Below are 22,529 nucleotides of genomic sequence, written 5' to 3'. Positions count from 1 at the left end.
TTGAATATCCTAAATGTACTTATTAATTAATGGGCAATATAATAATAATTAATAGGGGGTGTGACCATGAAAGTAGATGCCGTAACTGAAAAAGAAGTTAAAGAAGTTTTAAATCTGTATGCCAAATTTTACCAGGAGAAAGACCTGGATTCTCTTCTTAATCTTTGTGCTCCAGATCAAGATTTAATTTTTATTGGTGCTGGAGAAGATGAGTGGGTACAGGGTTGGGATGAAATAAAAAAAGGATTTAAAAGAGATTTAGAACAGGCTGATGAAATAAAAATAGATTATGGGTCCCTTAATATTTCAGCATCCGGTCCCGTGGCCTGGAGTAGTAGTACCATGCATATGGAGGTGGTGGTGGATGATGAAAAGGTTATATTAAAGGGTCGCTTAAGCATGATTCTGGAAAAAAGAGAAGATAAGTGGTTAATTGTTCATCTGCACTTTTCAATACCATCCAGTAATCAAAAAGCAGGTCAGAGTTATCCGGTTTAAAAATAATTTTTTTTATTTTTTAAAGACATCCTTAAATCCACTGAAAACATCCCGGGCTGATTGTATAAGTGGACTTTGTATCTTATCTGGTTTTTTCATATTTTCCAATCTTTTTATACGGAAATAAATAGGAGGATGAGGATCCCATATTGCCCAGCTGGAAATACGTTGAGAAGTCATTCTTTCAAATTGTAGTTTCTGGTAGCCAATTTTTCTTAGTGCCTCTGCCAGTACCTGGGGTTTACCTATTTTCATGGCAGATAAAAGATCTGCCCGGGCTTCAAAGAATTTAGCCACAAAGAAAATACTTCCCAGTGCCACAATAAGGTATATTATAGGATTAATAATCACGATAGGGAGTAAAACAGTCAATCGTAGAATAAATTCGCCAGATATTAAGCTAAATAATATTATAGGATCTCTGCCTACCAGGTGCCCCATTTCATGCCCCACAACACTTAAAACTTCTTCTTCATTCAGCTGTACCAAAAGTCCGGTGGTGATTAATACCAGACCTCTTTTAGGACTGGGTCCGGTGGCAGCGGCATTAGGAAGTAGATTATTGTTTATAATAATCCGGGGCACATTTAAATCAAATTTTTCTGCTGCTTCTTTTACAATATCATAAACATTTATTGCTTTGTAGCTGGATTGTAGAGGCTTACAGTGAAATCCATATTTAGAAAATACTTCTTCCCCTAATTTACAGTTAGGAGGAATTCCCTGGGCCAGGGTATTTTCATATATTTCCTTTTTTATTTGGAAAAGTGCATTTTTTCCCAGTGCTTTTTTAAAAAATTTATATTCATCTTCTGGAAGCTGGTACTGGATTATATGAATATTTGGATTTTCAGGAGTTATTTCCCAATCAGCCATTTTCATGAATATTTTATCAGATAAAAGCACAATTGCCAGTTGTATGCCTATAATAAAAATAACGGCCAGATATAAATCAAATAAAAGGAATAGGGTTATGTTTATTCCGAAAAAAATAAGGTAGACTACCAGCAAATTACTTCCAAAAAGCTTTTTTGAAGTCTTTTTACCCAGGGTGGGTGGTTTTTCTGGAATAATTTTTTGTCCTTCCACCCAGGCCAGGTAAATGGTGGATTGGCGAACACTTTCTTCATATATTTGCACTGCTATAAAGATATCTTCTGCCAGTTTATCTAAAATTTCAGGAGAAATTTCACCTTCCTTAACTAATTTAACCTTGATTTTTTCTCCGGACTTCACCGTTCCTTTTATTTGGCCCATTTTATCAGGGGTGGTGAAAATGAAATGAAGATAATTTTTTCCCTGCTTTTTAGTTTTTTTTATTTCACAAAAGGCATCAGGCTGGGGAAAAAGATAATATTTGTAGATAAAATCTAAAATGTGATTATAGTATGCAGGGGCAACCTCAGTTTGGATATCAAATTCGTGGGGATCTATCATTTAATCAACTGCTCTTAAGATTAAATATAAAGATTAATTAATTGCCATGATTTTTAAGGGGTTTTCTTAGAAGAATTATTAATGAAAATTATATTCCATGTATTCATTATTTTTAGAGTTCTATTAAGTACTAACATATTTAGATGCAGGTGGTACATAAATCCATCTTAAGGATATTCATCCTCCCCTTGATTGCATCCACCGGGAGGCAGGAAGGGAAGAAAATTGAAATTTTTGTATATAATTTTTTCTTGAATTTTTATAAGTCCAGGGGTATTCGAAATGGTTATGTATACTAAAAAATCAACTTAGTTCTATGAAATTTATATCCCGGGAAAATCCTTCCCCATCTGATTGTTTCAGGATTATCGATGAAGGACTCAGAAAAAGGGCCGTTATAACCTTATTTGCCTGCTGTCAGGCCACTTATGAAGGTCGAGCACGGAGTAAATTAGGATTAGGAGAAAGGATGATAATTATTAAACCAGATGGTTCCTTTTTAATACACCAGGACCGTAAACTGGATCCTGTGAACTGGCAGCCACCTAAGTCCCGTTCTAAAGTAAGGATGGAGAATGGAATTGTTATTTTAGAGAGTGTGCGTAGAACCCCTCCAGAACATCTGGAAGTAGAAATAAAAAATGTGCACCTGGTATCTTACTATCTGGGTCGGGATTCTCAGGAACTGGAAGTATGCGGGCATGAAAAGGACATGGGAGAAATGATCTGGAAACATCCAGAATTAATTGAAAAGGGTTTCCGGCCCACTGATAAGGAATACTCCACCTCCAAGGGATTCATTGATATTCTGGGAAAGGATGAGAATGGTCAGCTGATGATACTTGAATTAAAAAGTAGAAAAGCCGGCACTAATGCGGTAAAACAATTAAAAAGGTATCTTAAAGATTTTGAAGATAATAAGGGTCAGGTCAGGGGTATTATAGTGGCTCCATCTATAACTGAAGATGCTCTGGAACTATTAGAAGAAGATGGGCTGGAATTTAAATCGTTAGAACCACCCAAGGAATTAAAAGAAGAAAAAAAAGTAACCCTTGATTTTTTCTAAACAATAAATTAAACTAAATGTGTTCCACCAATCGGGCCAGTTGTTTGAGGTTTCTAACCTCCATTATTTGTGCTCCCGCATCCTCATAATCTGAAACACAACTATCCACCACATTCCATTTAATTTTTGGTTCAGGGTTTAAAATTATAACTTTTTTAGAAATACGGCACATATGTTCCATTAAATCTGCACTTAAAGGTTTTTTAAATTTTTTTGGTCCAGCCCAATCACGACAGTCCGTCAATATTAATACTATGGATTTATGATTAAGATTGGCCTGTTTAATAAAACTATTAAAGGCAGTGTACATATTGGAAGTACCATGCATCATTATATTTTTCTGGCGTATTTCTCGTACCCTGGTGAAACCCTCCATGAGGTTTTTTTCAGAAAGAGCCCTGGTAGTTTCCACGGACTTATTATCAAAATCAAAAAACCGGGACTGGTTAAATGATTTCTGAGCAGCATAAACCATGCAGAAAAACCAGTTACTTATCCAGTCGCAGGACCCGCTAACATCACTTAAAAAGAAGTGCTGGTTCTTTTTTAAGTAGGGTTTTCGCTTCTCCAGCTCAATTAAAACCCCTCCATATTTCAAATTTTTTCGAATGCTCCTCCTTATATCTATCCGGTTAGTTTTAGAGCGTTTATTTCTCCTGGCCCTCTTATTAGCTATTTTACGGCCCAATTTCTGGCATAGTTCAAATAATTCTGCTTCAAAAAAGTCCAGTTCATTAATATCCCTTTCCATGAGGGAATTTTCTCTTAAATCTATGCCTTCATAATCAGCTAAAGGGGGATTGTAATTAATTTTATCCTCATTTATTGAGGAAAGCTTAATTTTGCTATCCATTTTAAAGTTTGAAGAATCCTGTTCCATTTTATAATTGCTGAATTTTTCCCCGGCATTATTTTTTTTTGGTTTAGAGGTTGAATTTTTTAATTTAATAATCTTAGAATCATCTTTAGCTTTGAATGTAGCATCAAAAGCCTGATTAAATTCTTTTAGCTGGTCTTTGTTTTTCACATAAACCGCCGATAAGGCTTCTTTTAAATAGTTATACGTTTCAGCAGTTTTTATATCACTGAAAAACTGCGATGCTAAAAAGGCATTATGGGTGCTTCTGATACTGACCAGGATCCCTTTTTTACGCAGGTTTGATGATAAGCGGGCCACATCCTCCATTTGAACCTTCAAAAAAATCCAACCCCATTATTCCTGGTTCTATTTGAAAAAATGATCTTCCACCTTTTTTTTGTCGTCCTGGTTTTTAAGCACCACTCCCACCGTTTCCTGGAATGATTCTTCTTGTAGTTCATCATGCCCCAGGGCCACCATGGTTTTAACCCAGTCCACAGTAGCACGTATCGATGGTTTTTTAATCAGAGGGAAATTTCTTATTCTCTGAACCGCTTTTACCACCGCTTCCACAAGAGCAGGGGGTGCTTCAGGCATAAGTGCCGTTACAATTTCTATTTCTCTTTCCAGGGAGGGATAGTCAATATATAAATATAAACAACGGTCTTTGGTTTCATCCAGTAAGTTTCTCTGAGAGTTGGAAGTTAAAAATACTATTAATTCATTTTCCATTTCAAAGGTTCCCAGATCATTTACCGTTATCTGTCTTTCTCCCAGGGCCTGTAAAAGAAAGCTTTCCACTTCTTCATCGGCCTTATCTATTTCATCAATTAATATAACCGAAGGTTTTGCATTAACAAAAGCCGAAAGTAAGGGTCTTTTAATAAAAAATTCGTCTTGAAAAACATCCTCACTATCTTCTTTCAATCTAGAAATCTCCAGATGAAGAAGTTGTTTTTGGTAATTCCATTCACCAACAATCTGTTCAAAAGTTATGCCTTCATAGCATTGAATTCTAAAAAAATCCCTTTTTAATGCGCGTGCCACTGCCTTGGAGAGTTCAGTTTTCCCCGTCCCAGGGGGCCCTTCTACCAGTATGGGTTTTTTAAGTTTTAAAGATAAAAAAACGGTTACAGTAATATTATGGTCAGTTAGATACCCATTTTCAGATAATAAACATCCTATTGATTTTATTTCCTCTTCAGGAGATTTCATATAATCTTTTCCATTAAAAATTTAATAAGTTTCATTTTTTTAATTTAAAAAAAATTCAACTACATTTTTAATATTTATTTTCAGGTTTATTAAATATTTTTTTTAGAAAGAGACTGATAAACTAATAAATCCATTTAATTACTCCGGATTAGGAGTTATGGTTTTTATAAAATATTTTTGAGATTTAAGAGTTCAAGTGGTAAAAAAACTTTTCTCCCATTGTCTTTTAGTTGAAATGTTAGCACCAAACTAATTTATATGGAATAAAAATACTATGTGACTTATGGACTTGATTTCAATCATAATTTTATCATTTGCTTTAGCCCTGGATGCTTTTAGTATTTCTATTACCTGGGGATTAACTTTGAAGGTCTGTAAAATCAAACAGGCCCTATGGATTGCGCTTTTTTTTGGAGGATTTCAGGCCATTATGCCTGTTTTAGGGTGGATAGCAGGTATACGTCTCCAATTAATTATTTCCCAGCTAGCACCCTGGGTTGCTTTTTTATTGCTTTTGGCCATAGGATTTAAAATGATTTATGAAAGTTTAAAAATGGAAGAAGAAGCAGAACCAAAATGCAACATCTTTTCTTTTAAAAAATTGTTTGTACTGGCCATAGCCACCAGTATAGATGCTTTTGCCGTGGGAGTTACCTTTGCCCTTTTAAGTATGTCCATATGGTTTCCTATAGTTATGATAGGTCTTATTACATTTTTATTGTCTTTATTGGGAGTTTATACTGGTAAAAAAATAGGACATCTATTTGAAAGTAAAATAGAAATACTGGGTGGTATAATTTTAATATTACTTGGCTTTAAAATACTAATAGAACATCTTTTATCTTTATAAAGAACTTGAAGTTGATAATAAATATTTGAGGCCCTTTCTATGGTTCAAGAAATTAAATTAGCACTTTTGCAGATGGAAGTGGTGGATGATAAATCCGCCAATATAAAAAAAGCAAAAAAAATGATATCATCTGCCAGTAAAGAGGGTGCAAAGCTAATTATTTTGCCTGAAATGTTCAACTGCCCCTATGATAATTCCCGTTTCAGAGATTATGCAGAAAACCCCTCTAAAAGTCCCACCTTAGATGCTATGGCAAAAATTTCCCGTGATAAGCAAATACATCTGGTGGCCGGATCTATCCCGGAGTTATCCCAGGGGAATATATATAATACCAGCTTTTTTTTCAATGCTAAGGGGGCTATCCTGGGCTTTCATCGGAAAATGCACCTTTTTGATATTGATGTTCCTGGAAAAATTTTCTTTAAAGAATCCGACACCCTCACTGCCGGTGAAAAGATAACTGTTATAGAAAGTGATTTAGGCAAAGTGGGAATTGGCATATGTTATGATATTCGTTTTCCAGAGTTATCCCGACTAATGGCCTTGAAAGGGGCAGATATACTGATATACCCTGGAGCATTTAATCTGACCACCGGGCCAGCCCATTGGAAAACATTACTTCGAAGCCGGGCCCTGGATAATCAAATTTTCATTGCGGCAGCATCACCTGCTAGAAATGAGAATGCATCTTATGTAGCCTATGGTCATTCCCTGATTTGTAATCCCTGGGGGGAAGTAATAAAAGAAGCCGGGTCGAAAGAAGAAATTTTATATTCCACCATTAATTTAGAGGATAACTCTAAAATCAGAAAAGAGCTACCGGTTTTAAGTAATCGTAGAGATGATGTGTACTCTTTATCCGAAAAATTGTAAATGTGATTAATTTGAAAGACTACAGTAAAATAATATATATCTGGGCCATAGCCCTTTTAATTGCGGCTTTTTTTGTGGCCAATGTGGAAATTGGCCCGGAAACTTCAATAATATCAGTTATATTCATTATATCCCTGGCCATTCCCTCTTTTACCGCAGTGGTGATGTGGTTAGGTTGGAGGAAAGGTTTAGCTTTGATTGCAGCATTGAGTGCCTATGCCCTGGTTTTGGAGACCCTGGCCATTCTCACCGGAATTCCCTATTCTGAATTTTATTATAATGAGTTGATAGGGACTAAAATATTTGGAACCACCCCTTTTACCGTGCCTTTTGCCTGGCTACCTCTCTTTATTGGTAGTCTATACCTGGCCAGTGAATTAAAAATAAAAAATAAAAAATTGGGTTTAGGATCCATAATAGTATTATCCACCATTTTAGTGGTTATAACTGATCTGGTTTTGGATCCCGGAGCAGTTGCCCTGCAATTCTGGGTATGGAAAGACCAGGGCATATTTTATGATGTTCCTTTAATGAACTTCATAGGATGGGTTTTAACTGGATTTTTAGCATCTCTAATAGCTGTGGGTCTTCTGGGATCCCGGGTAAGGGAAAAAAAGCCAGAAGCCCTGGCATCCAGCCTGCTGCTAATTATGTTTTTCTGGAGCGGGATTTGTATTTATCTTAATCTGATTATACCTGCCTTAATTGGAATCGGTTTAATAATCTTTATTATTTACTCCACTAAAGGTCGGATAGGTAATTTTGAAATTTAATGGGTTTAATAGAACTTATTTGCCAATAAGCTTATTAATTTAGAACCAGTTAAAAATATGGTAATTTATTAATAATAAGAACAAAAGCCCTCCCAGGGCAGTATTAACATAGGGTAAATACCAGTAAAGCCTTTCTATTTTTAATGACGGAATTAGGAGTAAACTGATAGGGAATAATGGATAGAGAAGTACTAAAAAACTTAAGATATTGAACCCTGCAAGATAAATTACAATACCCGACAGCATTACCCAGAAAAATGAAGTCAGTATTAGAGCTGCTTTTTTACCAATGGCCACTGGAGTGGTTCTAATACCACTTTTTAAGTCGTATTCGATATCAGGAATTGCTGAAAAGATGTGCATAGCCGATACATGGCAGTATGCCCCTATTAATATTAGCCAGGAGGGTAGAGCTCCGCTTACTAAATAATAGGCAAATAAACCCGGCATAACATAAAGGTAGTTGGATGAAAAATCCAGGAATGGTTTTTCCTTAAATCTTAGAGGCGGTGCACTGTAAAAATATGATAGGGCTAAAAATCCAGCGAAGATTAAACGTTCACCCCAGTTCTGGAAAAACATTAATATTAAGCTGATTCCAGTTACAAAATAGATAAGTAGAAGTAATTTTTTTCTTTCTTTCTTTTGAAGTCGGTGCTCTTTTTCATCCTTTTTAGGGTTCAAGAGATCCGTGTCTTGATCCCAGTAGTCATTAACCCCATAGATGAAAATATTAGCTGGTAAGAAGAAGTAAATTAAATAAATATAATATTCCGGGCGTAAAAAATCTGAAAATAAAGTTGCCCCCAGGGCATAGCCCACCACATAGGTTCCACCGGTGTATATCCAGAATCTGAACCTGGAAATTTTAAGGATAAAGGGAAGCATAGAAATCTATCTTAAAAAATTTAGATTATTTTGAAGAATTTTTAAAACCACATTTCTTTTTAAAGGGGCAGGCATCACTTTTAGCAATTTGAAAGCTTTTAAAGGAATTATAAAATACTTTGGTGACGATGCGGAGTTTACTGGGTTTAATCTTTCTTTTGTATACCACCAGAGGGTCTTTTTTAATCTGTGATCCGGTCCAGGTGTACATGTCTGCTGCGGTTTTAATGGGTATTAAATAGCGATAAGGGATGTATTTATATCCTTCCTCGGCCCGGGCCTGCCATTTATGGTATATCTTTATTTGATCCTGGATGAATGCCTGGAAGTTCTCTTTTTTATCTTTGATTTGGTCATAACTTAGTCCTTCCAGATCGTGTTTTCTTAATTCCCTCTGGGGAAAGTAAGTCCGACCCAGATCAACGTCCTCATCAATATCCCGGATGAAGTTCATGTACTGCATGGCCCTACCCAGGTAGCGGGCACTTTCATATGACTCTTTAGAAAGACCCATTATACTGGCCATGAAAAGTCCTACCACTTCTGCAGACCCATTAAGATAGTTTTTAAGGTCTTTTAAAGTTTCGTACTCGTTGATGGTAATATCCATCTCCATGGATTTTAAAAAAGAATCCACCCATCTTTTATCGAATTGTTTTCTCTGGCTTAATTGGGCAAAGGAATCAACCACCACATCCCCTGTAACTTCACCCTGAAGTGCACTTTCGTATCTTTCTTTAAAGGCATAAAATCCATCTATATCCTGGGGTATATCATCCACATAGTCATCTGCTTTTCTCAAAAAACTGTACAAAATAAAAACATCTTTTTTTACCTTTTCTGGAAAGAAAATAGTACTATAATAGTAAGTGGTACTTCCCCCTTTGAAGATGGAGGAAATGGTCTTATCAATCATATTTTATTCATCACCATTATTATTTTATATATGAATTTTTTTTAAATTAAGACATTACATCTAAATTACTTATTTAATTCATGATTTATTTCCCGGGCTACTATTTGGGAAGAAATTAGAGTCATGGGTACTCCTATACCGGGATGGGTGTACTGTCCTGAATAATACAGGTTATCCACCTTTTTACTTTTATGGGCGGGTCTCCAAAGGGCAGTCTGCCGGAGAGTATGGGAAATACCCAGAGCAGTGCCTTTATAGGCATTGTATCTGTCTTTAAAATCATCCAGGGCGAATATCCTTTTTACCACTATATGGTCCCTTATTTCTTCATGGGTTTTTTCTTCCAGGTCATCCATGATCTTATTATAAAGAGATTCCCTGTTTTCAGGGGTATCTTCCAGTCCCGGGGCCAGAGGTATCAGCACAAATAAAGTATCAGAATTAGGAGGGGCTGCTGTTGAATCAGTTCTGGAGGGAATGTTCACATAGTAAGATGGTGAATCCGGCCAGGCTGCTTTTTCTGGATCAAATAATTGATCAAATTTATTGGACCAATCATCATCCAAAAACAGGTTATGGTGGTCCAGGGACTCCACCACTTTATCCACCCCTAAATAGGCCACCATGGCCGAGGGGGCCATAACTCTTTTATCCCAGTATTTCTCAGAATAAGTCTGATATTCTTCCGGAATCAAATCTATTTCACTGTGGGCATAGTCTGCATTTACCAGTACCAGGTCGGCGTCATATATTCCTTTATCAGTAACTACCTGTTTGGCCTGCTTATCTTCCACGTCGATGGAGATTACTGGTTCATTAAATTTAAATTCCGCTCCATAGGAAAGGGCCAGGTCATATATGGATCTGACTACTTTTCTCATTCCACCTTCCGGATAAAATACTCCCATACTAAGGTCAATGTGAGACATGATATGGTACATGGAGGGGGTGTTTTGCGGGGATCCTCCTAAAAATCCAATGGAATATTCCACCACTTTACGGGCCTCATCACTTTCAAAGCGTTTATTTACAAAGTGGTCCAGGCTTTCTAAAATATTGAGTCTGATGCCCTGCAGGAGAAGTTTTCCATTTAAAAAATCAAATATGGAGGTGAAGTCCTTATAAAGCATCTCTTTTACAGAAGAATCATATAATTTTCCTGCAGATTCCAGATATTCCTTTAATTTTTCCCCACCATTCTCTTCAAACGCATCAAAGAGTTTATAATTTTCTTCCAGGTCAGATGCAATATCCACTACCTTGGTATCCCCAAAGAAAATACGATAAGAGGGATCAAGTCTTTTTAAGTCAAATAAATCCTCTGGTTTTTTTCCAAATTCTGCAAAGAAGTTTTCATAAACATCAGGCATTAAATACCAGGAAGGTCCCATATCAAAATTGAACCCATCTTCACTATATACACTGGCCCTTCCGCCTGCAAATTCATTTTTTTCTAAAACAGTTACATCATGCCCCTCTTTAGCTAGTAATGCTGCTGCAGAGAGACCTCCAAATCCAGAACCTACCACGACTACCTTCATTTTATCCCTCATTTACTCCCTTAATAAAATTTATATGTTAAATATTTACTTTCATAATATATAAAAGTTTTAATTATATCCATTTCAACTTAAAAAGGACTATTACTGCTTATTAAGAATAATAAAGCACTAAAAAAATGATAATTTATAATAAGTTAAGTTATTATTTGTATAATAACTAACTATTGTCTCAGGTTTTATATAAATATTTCTTTAAAAAATTCAAATTTACAAATCCGCCGGTAGCAGGATAGGAGGAAAAATAAAAAATGTCAGTTAATTAAAAAAAAGATTTAAATGAAGTTTTTTATATTTTAAAGAAATTTTATGAATTTATTTTTTTTAATGATTTATTAGCTGCCTTTTTAAATTCTTTATCCCCTTTTCGGCGGGCTTTTTTAATAGGATCTATGGCTTTTTCGTCTTTAAGGTCACCTAAAGACCTCACGGCAGCCAGCCTAACACCAAAGTCTTCATCTTCCATGACTTTAATCAAGGGTTCTACTGCTTTTTTATCTCCTAATTCTCCTAATGAACGGGCTGCTACTTTTCTAACCCCCCAGTCTTCATCATCCAATGCAGAAATAAAATAGTCCACCGTGGAGGGATCTCCAATTTTTTTAAGGGCAAAAGTAGCATATCGGAGTGTTTCCCCTTCTTCCTTATTTAAAATTTCAATCAGAGGATCAACTGCAGAATTGCCGAATTTGGATAAAGCCTGTGCAGCTTTAAAACGAACCTGAGGATTTTCATCTTTAAGTGCACCTATTAAGGGGTTTAATGATTCATCACTGCATAATTCACCTAATTCATCCGCGGCTTTTTTTCTAATTTCGGGATCATCACTTTTTAAATTATTAATTGCTTCTGTTAAATTATCATGAGAACTGGTCATTACATTTCACCTTTTATAATATTTATTAATTTTAATAAAGAATTCATTTATAGATAAAATAAGTATTGTGGTAATGGCTATTATAATTCATTAGGAGATGATTTAGTTCCGGAATGCCTAAAAATAATTATAGACAGATTAAGTAATTATTTTTCTCATCTCTATAAATATCATTTAATTCATAAAATAGATATATGGAAATAACCCGGAACAATCTGCTTAAGATAATTAAATTAGGCCGGATGCAATTTTTAATTGCAGGTTTTATACTCTATTCATTGGGAGGGCTCTTAGCCGGATTAATTATGGAAGATTTTTCTGTTTTTAGATTTTTATTTGGCTATGCCATTTTAATGCCCGCCCATTTATCAGTTTCCTATAGTAACGACTATTTTGATCAGGAAGCAGATAGTTTCAATACCACCCATGGATTTACTGGAGGCAGTGGTATACTATTGGAAAACCCTCATCTTATTCCCTTCTCCCATTATTTTTCCCTTTTTTTAATTGGCCTTTCACTATCCCTGGCCCTGTTATTTTCATGGTATTATTCCTCTCTGGCCTTTTTTATATGGGCCTTATTCGGGAACCTTTTAGGGTACTATTATTCCGCCCCTCCTCTTAAATTATCCTATAGGGGTTTAGGGGAAATATCCACTGTTTTAACCGGTTTAATAATTCCAGGTTTTGGTTATCTGGCTTTAACTGGATATATCGACCTTAAAATATTATTATTTTCCCTGCCCCTTATGATTTTCCAGTTACTATTCATTTGCAGTGTTGAAATTCCAGATAGAGAAGCAGATATCCGGGGAGGTAAAAATAATTTAATTGTAAGATATGGTAGAAAAACAGGATTTAGAATAATGGGATTTTGTGCAGTTTCTGGTTCTATACTACTGGGATTATTATTTTTTAGTGGTATCTACCCGGAGGTTATCAATTTCAGGGTTATATTGGCCCTGTGTATGATACTCATGGTACCCGGTGTATACGGATTCATAAAAAGGCCGGTAGAAAGACCGGAAGCCACCAGATTATCTTTTTTAATTTTAAATTCTCTGGTAATCCTTGCTTTGGCCAATGCATCTTATTTTGCTTATCTACTCTTCTTCTTATGATTAATTTCATATTTAGAAATAAAAAAAATGATACCATTTTACTATCAAAAAATATATAACGAATATGATTATATATCTAAAAAAATTATATAATCATTCCCGGTTATTTTAGTGAAAATGTATTATGGCACCCTGGCCTAAAATTCCTACCCGGAAAATATGAAAATAAAAGGAGACTATGTTGATTTGAATTCATTTAATGCTATTCCCATTTTAGAAAATGGAGAAATAATAGATTTATCCCTGAAGATAGGAGATTATCTAATACTTTCTGATTTACATTTAGGTTATGAGCAGTCATTGAATAAAGAAGGATTGATGATACCTAAATTCCAATTTGAAAAAATTTTAGAACGTTTAGAAAAGATAAAAGAGTGCTGCACCCTGGATAAAATAATTATAAATGGGGATCTCAAACACGAATTTGGGAAAATTTCTTGGCAGGAGCAAAAGGAAGTTAAAAGCTTTTTAGAATATTTACAGGATTATTTTAGTGAAATAGTGCTAATTAAAGGCAACCATGATAATTTCACTCCCTATATCAGCAAAAAAATGGATATTGAAATGAGAGATATCATTTCCATTAATAACTGCCTGATTCTGCATGGACATAAAATACCTGACTTGCATAAGTATCAAGAAAAAACCCTGGTAATTGGACATGAACATCCCTGCATAGGGCTTAGAAATGGAGAAAGGGTAGAAAAAATAAAATGCTTCCTTAAAGGGCAGTTTGAGGATAGGGAATTGATTGTAATGCCTTCTTTCAATTTTATTTCCGAAGGATCAGATATTCTCCATGAAAAACTTTTATCACCATTTCTAAATAAGGGTTCCCTGGATAATTTTGAAGTTTATGGTGTGGAAAACTTTGAAGTATTTCCATTTGGTAGGGTGAAGAATATACTAAAGGCCAGTGCCCGATTTGTATAATACTAAAGTAAGTCCCGGGTAAAAATAAAAAAATGATTTTCAGAGATAACATGATACAAAAACAGGACCGGATATACACTTCTAAGGAGATTTTTACTAATTTACATCCCTGGGTTAGTAAATGGTTTAAAGGAAAGTTTGAAACATTTACCCCTGCCCAGAAATACGCCATCATGGATATTCATCAGAACAAGAATGTGCTGATTTCATCCCCCACTGGTTCAGGAAAAACTCTAACAGCCTTTTTATCCATTATAAGTGAATTAACCTCTTTAGCCCAAAAAGAAGAATTAGAGGATAAAGTTTACTGTATTTACATTTCACCTTTAAAGGCCCTGGATAATGATATAGAAAAAAATTTAGAGGAACCCTTAAGGGAAATAGAGCAAATAGCAGGAAAAGATCTGGGAATACGAAAAGCAGTTCGTACCGGGGACACCCCTCAATCTAAACGTGCCGCCATGCTCAAAAAACCACCCCACATCCTTATAACCACCCCTGAAACACTATCCATCCTTCTGGTGGCACCTAAATTTAGAGAAAAATTATCACATGTTAAATATGTAATTGTGGATGAAATACACTCCCTTGCAGAAAATAAAAGAGGAGTACATCTTTCTTTAAGTTTGGAAAGATTACAGCATCTCATTGGTAATTTCACCCGTATTGGTTTATCAGCCACCGTTCACCCCCTGGATAAAGTAGCCCGGTTTCTGGTAGGATATGAATACGGCCAGGTAAGAGACTGTTTGATAGTGGATATTAACTATCTTAAACAACTGGATATGGAAGTTATCTGTCCGGTGGATGATATTGTTGCTGCTGATCCGGACAAAACCAATACCGCCATGTACCACCTGCTGGATGATTTAATTAACCAGCATAAGACCACACTAATATTCACCAACACCCGTAGTGGGACTGAAAGTATTGTTTATAATCTTAAAAAACGTTTTAAGGAGAATTATAACCAGGAAAACATCATGGCCCATCATTCTTCCCTTTCTAAAGAAATACGCTTAGAAACAGAAAATAATTTGAAAGAAGGGAAGTTGAAAGTGGTGGTTTCTTCCACTTCACTGGAACTGGGTATTGATATAGGATATATTGACCTGGTGATACTGGTGAGTTCCCCTAAATCTGTTTCCCGGGCCCTGCAACGTATTGGCCGCAGTGGCCATCAGTTGCATGAAAAATCTAAAGGTCGGATGCTGGTGGTGGATCGGGATGATCTGGTGGAGTGTTCGGTGATTTTAAAAAATGCACTGGAAGGAAAGATTGACTCCATAAACATACCTACTAATTGTCTGGATGTCTTATCCCAGCATATCTATGGTATGGCCATAGAAAATAAATGGGATATTGATTATGCCTATGAAGTTATAAAAAAGAGTTTCTGCTACCATCAACTTTCTAAAACAGATTATTTAAGTGTTTTAAGTTATATGGCTGGAGAATATACCAGTTTAGAGGATAGGTATGTTTATGCCAAAATATGGGTGGATTATAAAAAGAACATGTTTGGAAAAAGGGGAAGATTGGCCCGAATGCTTTATTCCACCAATATTGGTACTATACCGGACCGCAGTGGAGCCGTGGTAAAATGTGCCGGTAAAGTGGTGGGACGGATAGAGGAAGATTTTATGGAAAAACTCCGTAAAGGAGATAGCTTCGTTTTAGGAGGAAATATTTACCGGTTCAATTATGCCCGGGGGATGAGTGTAAATGTAAGTCATGCTTCCGGGCCCCCTACCATTCCTTCCTGGTTTTCTGAGCAGTTACCCCTATCCTTTGATCTGGCCGTTGATATTCAACGTTTCAGGGATATAATGGATAGTAAACTAAGTTATGGCCGGAGTAAAGAAGAAATTCTGGAATTTATACACGATTATTTATATGTGGATTACAATGCCGCCCACTCTATCTTCCAGTATTTCCAGGAACAGTACCTCTTTAGCCATATTCCCAGTAACCGGCGTCTTCTGGTAGAATACTATACTGGTTTTGGTGGTAGAAAGTTTGTGGTTTTCCACACCTTATTTGGAAGAAGGGTTAATGATGCCCTATCCCGGGCCCTGGCCTATATTATTGCTAAAAAATTTAAAAGAGATGTGATGATTTCTGTATCAGATAATGGATTCTATTTAAGTTCTGATGGGAAAATTGGTGGTTTGGAAGCTTTCAAAGATTTAAATTCTGAGAACCTGGTGGATATTCTAATTAAAGCCATAGATAAAACAGAAACTCTGGCCAGCCGGTTTCGTCACTGCGCCGGAAGGTCTTTAATGATACTGCGTCGTTATAAGGGCCAGGAAAAATCAGTGGGACGCCAGCAGGTTAAAGGGAAAATATTGCTTAAATTTGTACAGGAACTTGATGAGAATTTTTCTATCCTGAAAGAAGCCCGAAGGGAAGTAATTGAAGATTACATGGATGTTAAAAATGCCCAGAGAGTTTTAGAATGGATAGAAAGTAATCAAATGGAAATAAAACAGTTCAATACTAAAATTCCATCTCCTTTTGCATTTAATCTAGTAGCTCAGGGATATCTGGATGTTTTAAAGTATGAAGAAAGGATAGAGTTTATAAAAAGGATGCATGAGGCCATTGTAAGGGAAATTAATGGATGAACTATGTAAGATTTTATGATTCTTTTTTTATTTTTTAGAAATAACCAGCATCTGGTTTCCCCCGGGGCGGAACTGGTAATCCACCTTCACCAATTTAAATTCATAGTTATCTGAAAGAGAATTAGTTACCTTTTCCACCATGGTTGACTTTAATCCCTTATGTTTTACCAGAGGATATAATCTCAGTTCTTTTCTAGTAACCCTCATCATTTCCTCCACCGCTTTGTGGTGGAACTCTTCACTGAGGCGGTGATCATAAATAAATAGTAAATGGGCACAGAGTAGCAGATCAAAGCTGTTATCCTCAAAGGGAAGGTTTGTTAGATCCCCTTTCAGATATCTTTTACCCTTTCCACTCTTGTAATCCTGGTAAAAATCCTGGCAGGACTTTATTCTGTGTTTTTTTAGTTCATCCAGATTATGGAAGAAAGTCCAAACAAATTCCTGTTTCATTTTTTCCAGAGCATCAATTAGAGCTTGCAGGTGTTTTTGGCAGCGAAGTTGTAAGAATTCCGGGCTTTTATCATAAATTAAATCAACAGCAGTAACTTCAAAGTCCTGTTTATGCATATATGATGTAAATGAACTGGCCCCTGCTGCACAGTCCAAAATTTTTTGATTTTTTAAATTTTTAAGGTCCAGATCAAACATTTTAATATATTCCATCCAGCTGCGCCCAATAAATATAGGCCCGGTGATTTTAGTTTTCTTTTCCATTTAAAGACCCTTTTATTGTTTTATAGATTCCCAACTATTTATTAATTTCAATATTTAAATTAGCATTGATTAAATAGATTGAAATTAATTCTGCATGGTTTTAAGCCCCTGCCCCTTGCATATTTATGATAGAGGCGATAACTTTATATAGGATAATATAGTCATATAATGTTGTGTGTAGTATACACACATCACCCCCAATTGTAGTTTTCGACGCGAAATATCTATTTATTTTGTTGAAAACTAGAAACATATAAGCTTCCAGAGAAACACACCTCCCTTTTCACTCCTAACAACCCCTAAATTATTCTCTGGGAGCTTATTTTTATTAATGAGGTTTTAATATAATTTTAATTATTTTTTTAATATGATTACTGATTTTTTTAAAAGACCTTGCTTTTATGGATTTAAAAAAGGGATAGTAATATATTATTTTTAAAAATTTATAAATTTAATTAATTTAAGAGACTTGGATTTTAGTTAAAGGACCGGATTTAGATTTTTCAATGAAAAATAAGATTTTTGAAAATCAGAAGGTAGTAGATACTCTAATTTTATATTTTTTAATAAAAGTAGATAGCCCTCCCTCCTTCTTAATTTTAAATCTCCCGAGGAAATAAAACCCCTATTAAGTAATTTTACAGGCGTTATGGTAAAAATATGCCAAAAAATAATACCTATAAATCCCCTATAATATTTAACAAAGAATAACATGGGGGATATTAGTAGTGATTCATGAATACGAGGTAGTAATTATAGGAGGTGGTTTAGCCGGACTAAGAGCGGCCCTTCAGGTTTTTGATGCCGGTGTTGATGTGGCAGTTATTAGTAAAGTTAATCCTTTAAGATCTCACTCCGTGGCTGCTCAGGGTGGAATGAATGCTTCTTTAGGCAATGTGAGGGGACCTGAAGGTAGTGTTGATACCTGGAAAAACCATGCCTATGATACGGTGAAAGGATCTGATTATCTGGCAGATCAGGATGCCGTGGAAATAATGTGCCGTGAAGCCCCACTATCGGTTATTGAATTGGAACACCTGGGAACCGTGTGGTCCCGTTTGGAAAATGGAAAAATAGCACAACGACCTTTTGGAGGGGCCGGGTTTCCACGTACATGTTATGCCGCAGATCGTACCGGGCATAACGCACTTCATACTCTTTATGAACAGGTTAATCATCGGAAAATTCCTATTTATGAGGAATTTTTTGTTACCTCCCTGATTAGGAACCAGGAAAGGTGTACCGGGTGTACTGCTCTGGAATTTTTAAAGGGTGAAATTCATGGATTTATAGCTAAAGCAGTACTGATGGCCACCGGAGGCTTTGGTAGAATATTTAATAAATCTACTAATGCCCTGATTAATACTGGTGACGGTCAGGCTCTGGCTTTACGTGCCGGGGTGCCCTTAAAAGATATGGAGTTTGTGCAGTTTCATCCTACCACCCTTTATGGTACTAATATTTTAATCACCGAAGGGGCCCGTGGAGAGGGAGGTATGCTACTGAATAAGAGGGGTGAACGTTTTATGGAAAAATATGCTCCTGGTTCCCTGGATCTAGCACCCCGGGATGTGGTGGCCCGATCCATAGAAGAGGAAATTGCCCAAAAAAGAGGATTTGAAGGGGATTATGTGCAGCTTGATCTTCGCCACATTGGTGCAGAACGTATAAAAGAGCGTTTACCCGGGATAAGGCAAATTTCTATGGACTTTGCAGGTATTGATCCTGTAAATGACCCTATTCCAGTCCAACCCGGTCAGCACTATTCCATGGGAGGGATAGATGTGGATATTAATGGACAAACCATTCTTCCAGGGCTCTATGCTGCCGGAGAATGTGCATGTATTAGTGTACACGGGGCTAACCGCCTGGGTGGAAATTCAATTCTGGAAACCGTGGTTTTTGGGCGCCTGGTAGCAGATAAAATAATAGAAGATATAAATGACTTGGCAACTCCCCCAAAAAAACAGGTCGAAAAAGGTATTAAAACTTCAAAAAATCATTTAGAAAAGATTATCCAGAGTAAAGGATTAGAAAATCAGTTTAATATTAAAAATATGCTTAATAAAACCATGAGCACCAAATTTGGAATTTTTAGAAAAGAAGATGGTATGCTTAAAGGTTTAGGTGATATCCACAAGATGCAGGAAATTGTTTCTACAGTTTCCATTAAAAACAAGGAACTTGAACTTAACCATGCCCTTATAAGATTATTAGAGCTGCAGGGAATGCTTCATGTGGCAGAATCAGTTGCAATTAGTGCAATTGAAAGAAGAGAAAGTCGGGGATCCCATAAACGAACTGATTTCCCCGAACGTAATGATGAAAATTTCCTCAAGCACACTCTGGTTAAAGGGGAGGCGGGAAATATGGTTGTTTCCTACTCCCCGGTGCAATTAGGAATGTTTGAACCTGAGGAGCGTGTGTACTAAATGAAACTAAAAGTTTACCGCTACCAGGAAGGAATGGAATACCCTGAATATGATAGCTTTGAAGTAGAAAGAGAACCCGGATTAACTGTATTGGGAGCTTTATTACAGATTCAAGAGCAATTAGATGATTCACTTTCATTTCGCTATTCCTGTCGGGGTGCAGTTTGCGGTACCTGTGCCATGTTAATCAACAAAGTTCCTGCTTTGGCCTGTCGAACTCAAATTGAACCACTTTTAAAGGGAGATTTGCAAGTTTCCCTATTTCCTTATCCAGGGGCAGAAGAAACTGTTCCCTGGGATGCTAAAAAAGAAGTTTTAATAGAACCATTGCCTCATATGGCTGTAATAAAAGACCTTATGGTTGATATGGATAAATTTTTTGAGTATTACCACTTTATCCAGCCTGTTTTTAAGCCATCAGATATTAATCCTGAAAAAGAGAGGTTGATGGATCCACAGGATGTTAAAAAGCTGGAAGAATATACCAGCTGTATTCTATGTGCTGCATGTTTTGGGGCCTGTCCAGTTGAAGGAGAAAATCCAGAATATCTGGGTCCGGCTGCTTTGGCTAAACTCTACCGCTTTCATATTGACCCCCGGGAGGAGGATACTTCTCGCCTGAAAATTGCAGATATACCACCGGGTTGGTGGGCCTGTGATTCCATTGGGAACTGTTTAAGGGTCTGTCCCAAAAAAGTACCTCCTATTAAAGCCATTAATCTAGCCCGGGAAGAATTGAATGAAAAAAAATAGTATAAAAAATATGGATTATTATTGTGCCTCTCCATCCCGGCAGTAGTAACCCATGGGTAAGCCTTCTGGTAAATCATATTCATCCCATAGGGGACATTCATTGCACTGGCACATTTTAGCCGTGTCCAGGTCACTGCATGCTGCTTTTCCACTGGCACAGTATAAGCCGGGAACCATTTCTGGTTCAGGCATCATGTTCTCTTCCATCATTTCCTGGACTTTAATATTTTTTTCTTTTACACAGGAACTTTCAGCCTGTACCGGACAGGTTTTACAGATGCATTTTTCCAGGTTTTTAGTATTGAATTCTACTTTAGACAAGCTTTTCACACTCCTTTTATAGTTATGGTTAAGTTAAGTAGATTATTTACAGGTAATCACCATTAATCCACCTTACCCTGGTAGCCCGGGACATGTCCCGGCTGGAGGATATTAAATTATTCCGGGTAAGATTATTAACATCATTTTCACCTACAATACGACTTAAATTGGCAATTTCTTCGGCGGATAATTTTAGATAAGTGGTTAATTTTGAAATTCCCTGCTCCAGATCTAACTGATCCATGAGTTTAGGGTCCTGAGTGGCAACCCCGGTAGGGCAAAGGCCAGTGTAACATACCCGATATTGCTGGCAGTTAATGGCAATTAAAGCAGCAGTGCCAATATAGATTGCATCCGCCCCTAAAGATAGGCATTTGGTAAATTCTGCTGAGGTTTTTAATCCTCCACCAGCAATTAATGAAATTTTATCTTTAGTCCCCATTTTTTTAAGAGTATGATAAGCCAGAGGAAGTGCCGTAAATACAGGGATGCCTACGTTTTCTCTGATATAATAATTTGTGGCTCCTGTAGCTCCACCAAACCCATCAAGAGCAATAAAATCAACCCCCGCGTGAGATAATATTTTAACATCTTCTTTTACATCACCGCAAGCTATTTTTGCTCCGATAGGTGCTCCCCGGGTGATTTCACGAAGCCAGTCCACTTTTTCTTTTAAGGACTGGTGATCGGTTATGTCGGGATGATGGGCTGGAGAGTAAGATGCTTCACCTGATTTTAAGTTTCTGGCTCTTGCTATTTCTTTGGTGATCTTTTCTGCTGGTAAATAGCTACCTTTACCCGGATAGGCTCCCTGTCCAAATCTTATTTCCACGGCGGATGCAGATTTAAGCATATCTTCATCAATTCCAAACCGACCAGTAGAGTACTGGATTATCCTATAATCTGCACCTATATTTTTTTCTTCAGGGATGAGACCGCCTTCACCTGAATTAAAGGCAATTTTTAATTTTTCAGCTGTTTTGGCTATTACCAGTCGAACTTTTTTGGATACCGCCCCAAAACTCATTCCTGAAATCATAACCGGGGAACTTATCTTTAAAGGTTTTTTTGATTCAGGACCCAGAATTATGCTGGTATTTACCGGGTCTTCCTGATTTAAAGGAAATTTGTTTACCTGTGCTGGTACCAGATAAAGATCATCCAGAGAAAAAGGAAGCTTTTTTAAGGATCCCATAGAGCCTATTACACTCTTTCCCCCTTTACTCTGTTCTTTAATATTGACTACTTTTTGATAAAAAGATAAATCTTCACCAGTATTTTTTTTCCGCATGAGGATGCGGCTATCACCTACACTTACTTTATCACAGTAATATAACCCTTTTAAATCATACTCTATGTATACGGGGCACTTATTGCAAAGGCAGGATTTAGCTTTAATATCACATTCACTCTCCTTAGTACTGCAAAATAATATCTCCCCTTCACAGTCATGGGGATAGCTATGACATAATCTGCAGATACACTTCTGGCGGTTTTCTTTAGAATCAGGAACATTAACTCGGATATTGCCCGGTTCATCTGACATTATTTTTTTCCTCCTTATGATAAATGAGCCTTAATTTGAGCCTCCCCTTAGGGAAGATGGTTTTTTTTACCTTGGTCTATTATAGCCCTATTTAGATGGAGTAAATGAGGTTAAATAATAATATTTATATCCCGCATTATTAATATATAATGGTTAAGAAAGGAGAATTTAAGGAATGGAGAAATTAATAATATTTTCATCTTTTTTAGCCATTAATTATCCGTTACAAATATTATAACAATTATTTATGGTGTTTTAAGGGTTG

At 36.5% G+C, this 22,529-nt stretch carries 20 protein-coding genes; 10 read left to right on the top strand and 10 right to left on the bottom strand.

Features of this window, described 5'->3' with window-relative positions:
• Positions 1 to 66 precede the first annotated feature (66 nt).
• Positions 67 to 498 (top strand): nuclear transport factor 2 family protein, encoded by a 432-nt coding sequence (locus tag HYG87_RS08565; protein ID WP_211532761.1) that lies wholly within the window; start codon positions 67 to 69, stop codon positions 496 to 498.
• A 12-nt stretch (positions 499 to 510) separates the two neighbouring features.
• On the opposite strand, the gene HYG87_RS08560 is transcribed toward HYG87_RS08565, so the two are convergent.
• Positions 511 to 1,935, bottom strand: a complete 1,425-nt coding sequence (locus HYG87_RS08560; protein WP_211532760.1) for a M48 family metallopeptidase — start codon at positions 1,933 to 1,935, stop codon at positions 511 to 513.
• A 316-nt stretch (positions 1,936 to 2,251) separates the two neighbouring features.
• Between HYG87_RS08560 and nucS the strand changes: the two genes are divergently transcribed.
• Positions 2,252 to 3,001: an endonuclease NucS gene (nucS, locus tag HYG87_RS08555; RefSeq protein ID WP_211532759.1), complete on the top strand. Its 750-nt coding sequence runs from the start codon at positions 2,252 to 2,254 to the stop codon at positions 2,999 to 3,001.
• Between the two features lie 13 nt (positions 3,002 to 3,014).
• On the opposite strand, the gene HYG87_RS08550 is transcribed toward nucS, so the two are convergent.
• Together HYG87_RS08550 and HYG87_RS08545 are read right to left on the bottom strand one after the other, a co-directional pair.
• The gene (locus HYG87_RS08550; RefSeq protein ID WP_249164841.1) at positions 3,015 to 4,199 is read right to left on the bottom strand and encodes a VWA domain-containing protein; all 1,185 of its coding nucleotides are present in this window, start codon (positions 4,197 to 4,199) and stop codon (positions 3,015 to 3,017) included.
• 27 nt (positions 4,200 to 4,226) lie between these two features.
• On the bottom strand, positions 4,227 to 5,075 hold the full coding sequence (locus HYG87_RS08545) for an AAA family ATPase (protein ID WP_211532758.1): 849 nt from the start codon (positions 5,073 to 5,075) through the stop codon (positions 4,227 to 4,229).
• A gap of 283 nt (positions 5,076 to 5,358) precedes the next feature.
• On the opposite strand from HYG87_RS08545, the gene HYG87_RS08540 reads away from it, so the two are divergent.
• The 3 genes from HYG87_RS08540 to cruF are packed head-to-tail and all read left to right on the top strand — an operon-like array spanning position 5,359 to position 7,571.
• Complete coding sequence (locus tag HYG87_RS08540; RefSeq protein WP_211532757.1) at positions 5,359 to 5,925, top strand: manganese efflux pump MntP; 567 nt, start codon at positions 5,359 to 5,361, stop codon at positions 5,923 to 5,925.
• Between the two features lie 39 nt (positions 5,926 to 5,964).
• On the top strand, positions 5,965 to 6,798 hold the full coding sequence (locus tag HYG87_RS08535) for a carbon-nitrogen hydrolase family protein (RefSeq protein WP_211532756.1): 834 nt from the start codon (positions 5,965 to 5,967) through the stop codon (positions 6,796 to 6,798).
• 11 nt (positions 6,799 to 6,809) lie between these two features.
• Positions 6,810 to 7,571, top strand: coding sequence for a bisanhydrobacterioruberin hydratase CruF (gene cruF / locus HYG87_RS08530; RefSeq protein WP_249164840.1), 762 nt, complete (start codon positions 6,810 to 6,812; stop codon positions 7,569 to 7,571).
• Between the two features lie 39 nt (positions 7,572 to 7,610).
• On the opposite strand, the gene HYG87_RS08525 is transcribed toward cruF, so the two are convergent.
• From HYG87_RS08525 to HYG87_RS08510, 4 genes are all read right to left on the bottom strand, one after another.
• On the bottom strand, positions 7,611 to 8,459 hold the full coding sequence (locus HYG87_RS08525; RefSeq protein WP_249164839.1) for a prenyltransferase: 849 nt from the start codon (positions 8,457 to 8,459) through the stop codon (positions 7,611 to 7,613).
• A 25-nt stretch (positions 8,460 to 8,484) separates the two neighbouring features.
• Positions 8,485 to 9,375 carry a phytoene/squalene synthase family protein gene (locus HYG87_RS08520; protein WP_211532754.1) on the bottom strand — a complete coding sequence of 297 codons (891 nt, stop codon included), beginning with the start codon at positions 9,373 to 9,375 and terminating at the stop codon, positions 8,485 to 8,487.
• Positions 9,376 to 9,440: 65 nt separating this feature from the next.
• Positions 9,441 to 10,928 carry a phytoene desaturase family protein gene (locus tag HYG87_RS08515; protein ID WP_249164838.1) on the bottom strand — a complete coding sequence of 496 codons (1,488 nt, stop codon included), beginning with the start codon at positions 10,926 to 10,928 and terminating at the stop codon, positions 9,441 to 9,443.
• A gap of 313 nt (positions 10,929 to 11,241) precedes the next feature.
• Positions 11,242 to 11,811 carry a HEAT repeat domain-containing protein gene (locus tag HYG87_RS08510; protein WP_211532753.1) on the bottom strand — a complete coding sequence of 190 codons (570 nt, stop codon included), beginning with the start codon at positions 11,809 to 11,811 and terminating at the stop codon, positions 11,242 to 11,244.
• 194 nt (positions 11,812 to 12,005) lie between these two features.
• Between HYG87_RS08510 and HYG87_RS08505 the strand changes: the two genes are divergently transcribed.
• The 3 genes from HYG87_RS08505 to HYG87_RS08495 all read left to right on the top strand — a co-directional run bounded on the left by HYG87_RS08505 (position 12,006) and on the right by HYG87_RS08495 (position 16,495).
• Positions 12,006 to 12,932 (top strand): prenyltransferase, encoded by a 927-nt coding sequence (locus tag HYG87_RS08505; protein ID WP_211532752.1) that lies wholly within the window; start codon positions 12,006 to 12,008, stop codon positions 12,930 to 12,932.
• Positions 12,933 to 13,091: 159 nt separating this feature from the next.
• Positions 13,092 to 13,865 carry a metallophosphoesterase gene (locus HYG87_RS08500; RefSeq protein WP_211532751.1) on the top strand — a complete coding sequence of 258 codons (774 nt, stop codon included), beginning with the start codon at positions 13,092 to 13,094 and terminating at the stop codon, positions 13,863 to 13,865.
• A 50-nt stretch (positions 13,866 to 13,915) separates the two neighbouring features.
• Positions 13,916 to 16,495, top strand: a complete 2,580-nt coding sequence (locus HYG87_RS08495; protein ID WP_211532750.1) for an ATP-dependent helicase — start codon at positions 13,916 to 13,918, stop codon at positions 16,493 to 16,495.
• A gap of 27 nt (positions 16,496 to 16,522) precedes the next feature.
• Here HYG87_RS08495 and HYG87_RS08490 read toward each other — a convergent pair whose 3' ends face one another.
• Positions 16,523 to 17,212 carry a class I SAM-dependent methyltransferase gene (locus tag HYG87_RS08490; RefSeq protein WP_211532749.1) on the bottom strand — a complete coding sequence of 230 codons (690 nt, stop codon included), beginning with the start codon at positions 17,210 to 17,212 and terminating at the stop codon, positions 16,523 to 16,525.
• 728 nt (positions 17,213 to 17,940) lie between these two features.
• Between HYG87_RS08490 and HYG87_RS08485 the strand changes: the two genes are divergently transcribed.
• Together HYG87_RS08485 and HYG87_RS08480 are read left to right on the top strand one after the other, a co-directional pair.
• Positions 17,941 to 19,644, top strand: coding sequence for an FAD-dependent oxidoreductase (locus HYG87_RS08485; RefSeq protein ID WP_211532748.1), 1,704 nt, complete (start codon positions 17,941 to 17,943; stop codon positions 19,642 to 19,644).
• Positions 19,645 to 20,397 (top strand): succinate dehydrogenase/fumarate reductase iron-sulfur subunit, encoded by a 753-nt coding sequence (locus HYG87_RS08480; RefSeq protein WP_211532747.1) that lies wholly within the window; start codon positions 19,645 to 19,647, stop codon positions 20,395 to 20,397.
• A gap of 18 nt (positions 20,398 to 20,415) precedes the next feature.
• On the opposite strand, the gene HYG87_RS08475 is transcribed toward HYG87_RS08480, so the two are convergent.
• Positions 20,416 to 20,727: a DUF2769 domain-containing protein gene (locus HYG87_RS08475; RefSeq protein WP_249164837.1), complete on the bottom strand. Its 312-nt coding sequence runs from the start codon at positions 20,725 to 20,727 to the stop codon at positions 20,416 to 20,418.
• Between the two features lie 37 nt (positions 20,728 to 20,764).
• Positions 20,765 to 22,264, bottom strand: a complete 1,500-nt coding sequence (locus HYG87_RS08470; protein WP_211532745.1) for a glutamate synthase-related protein — start codon at positions 22,262 to 22,264, stop codon at positions 20,765 to 20,767.
• Positions 22,265 to 22,529: the final 265 nt, after the last annotated feature.

Origin of the sequence: Methanobacterium alkalithermotolerans (assembly GCF_018141185.1) — an archaeon.
GTDB lineage: Archaea > Methanobacteriota > Methanobacteria > Methanobacteriales > Methanobacteriaceae > Methanobacterium_F > Methanobacterium_F alkalithermotolerans.
Note: the sequence above shows the minus strand (reverse complement) of the source record. Positions and strands in the feature narration are given on the sequence as shown.

Excerpts from the sequence above, each read along its gene's own strand:
- HYG87_RS08495 (WP_211532750.1), top strand. The coding sequence starts at position 13,916 with ATGATACAAAAACAGGACCGGATATACACTTCTAAGGAGATTTTTACT.
- HYG87_RS08510 (WP_211532753.1), bottom strand. The coding sequence starts at position 11,811 with ATGACCAGTTCTCATGATAATTTAACAGAAGCAATTAATAATTTAAAA.
- HYG87_RS08505 (WP_211532752.1), top strand. The coding sequence starts at position 12,006 with ATGGAAATAACCCGGAACAATCTGCTTAAGATAATTAAATTAGGCCGG.
- HYG87_RS08545 (WP_211532758.1), bottom strand. The coding sequence starts at position 5,075 with ATGAAATCTCCTGAAGAGGAAATAAAATCAATAGGATGTTTATTATCT.
- HYG87_RS08515 (WP_249164838.1), bottom strand. The coding sequence starts at position 10,928 with ATGAGGGATAAAATGAAGGTAGTCGTGGTAGGTTCTGGATTTGGAGGT.
- HYG87_RS08560 (WP_211532760.1), bottom strand. The coding sequence starts at position 1,935 with ATGATAGATCCCCACGAATTTGATATCCAAACTGAGGTTGCCCCTGCA.
- HYG87_RS08540 (WP_211532757.1), top strand. The coding sequence starts at position 5,359 with ATGGACTTGATTTCAATCATAATTTTATCATTTGCTTTAGCCCTGGAT.
- HYG87_RS08535 (WP_211532756.1), top strand. The coding sequence starts at position 5,965 with ATGGTTCAAGAAATTAAATTAGCACTTTTGCAGATGGAAGTGGTGGAT.
- nucS (WP_211532759.1), top strand. The coding sequence starts at position 2,252 with ATGAAATTTATATCCCGGGAAAATCCTTCCCCATCTGATTGTTTCAGG.
- HYG87_RS08480 (WP_211532747.1), top strand. The coding sequence starts at position 19,645 with ATGAAACTAAAAGTTTACCGCTACCAGGAAGGAATGGAATACCCTGAA.
- HYG87_RS08525 (WP_249164839.1), bottom strand. The coding sequence starts at position 8,459 with ATGCTTCCCTTTATCCTTAAAATTTCCAGGTTCAGATTCTGGATATAC.
- HYG87_RS08520 (WP_211532754.1), bottom strand. The coding sequence starts at position 9,375 with ATGATTGATAAGACCATTTCCTCCATCTTCAAAGGGGGAAGTACCACT.
- HYG87_RS08470 (WP_211532745.1), bottom strand. The coding sequence starts at position 22,264 with ATGTCAGATGAACCGGGCAATATCCGAGTTAATGTTCCTGATTCTAAA.
- HYG87_RS08490 (WP_211532749.1), bottom strand. The coding sequence starts at position 17,212 with ATGGAAAAGAAAACTAAAATCACCGGGCCTATATTTATTGGGCGCAGC.
- HYG87_RS08565 (WP_211532761.1), top strand. The coding sequence starts at position 67 with ATGAAAGTAGATGCCGTAACTGAAAAAGAAGTTAAAGAAGTTTTAAAT.
- HYG87_RS08500 (WP_211532751.1), top strand. The coding sequence starts at position 13,092 with ATGAAAATAAAAGGAGACTATGTTGATTTGAATTCATTTAATGCTATT.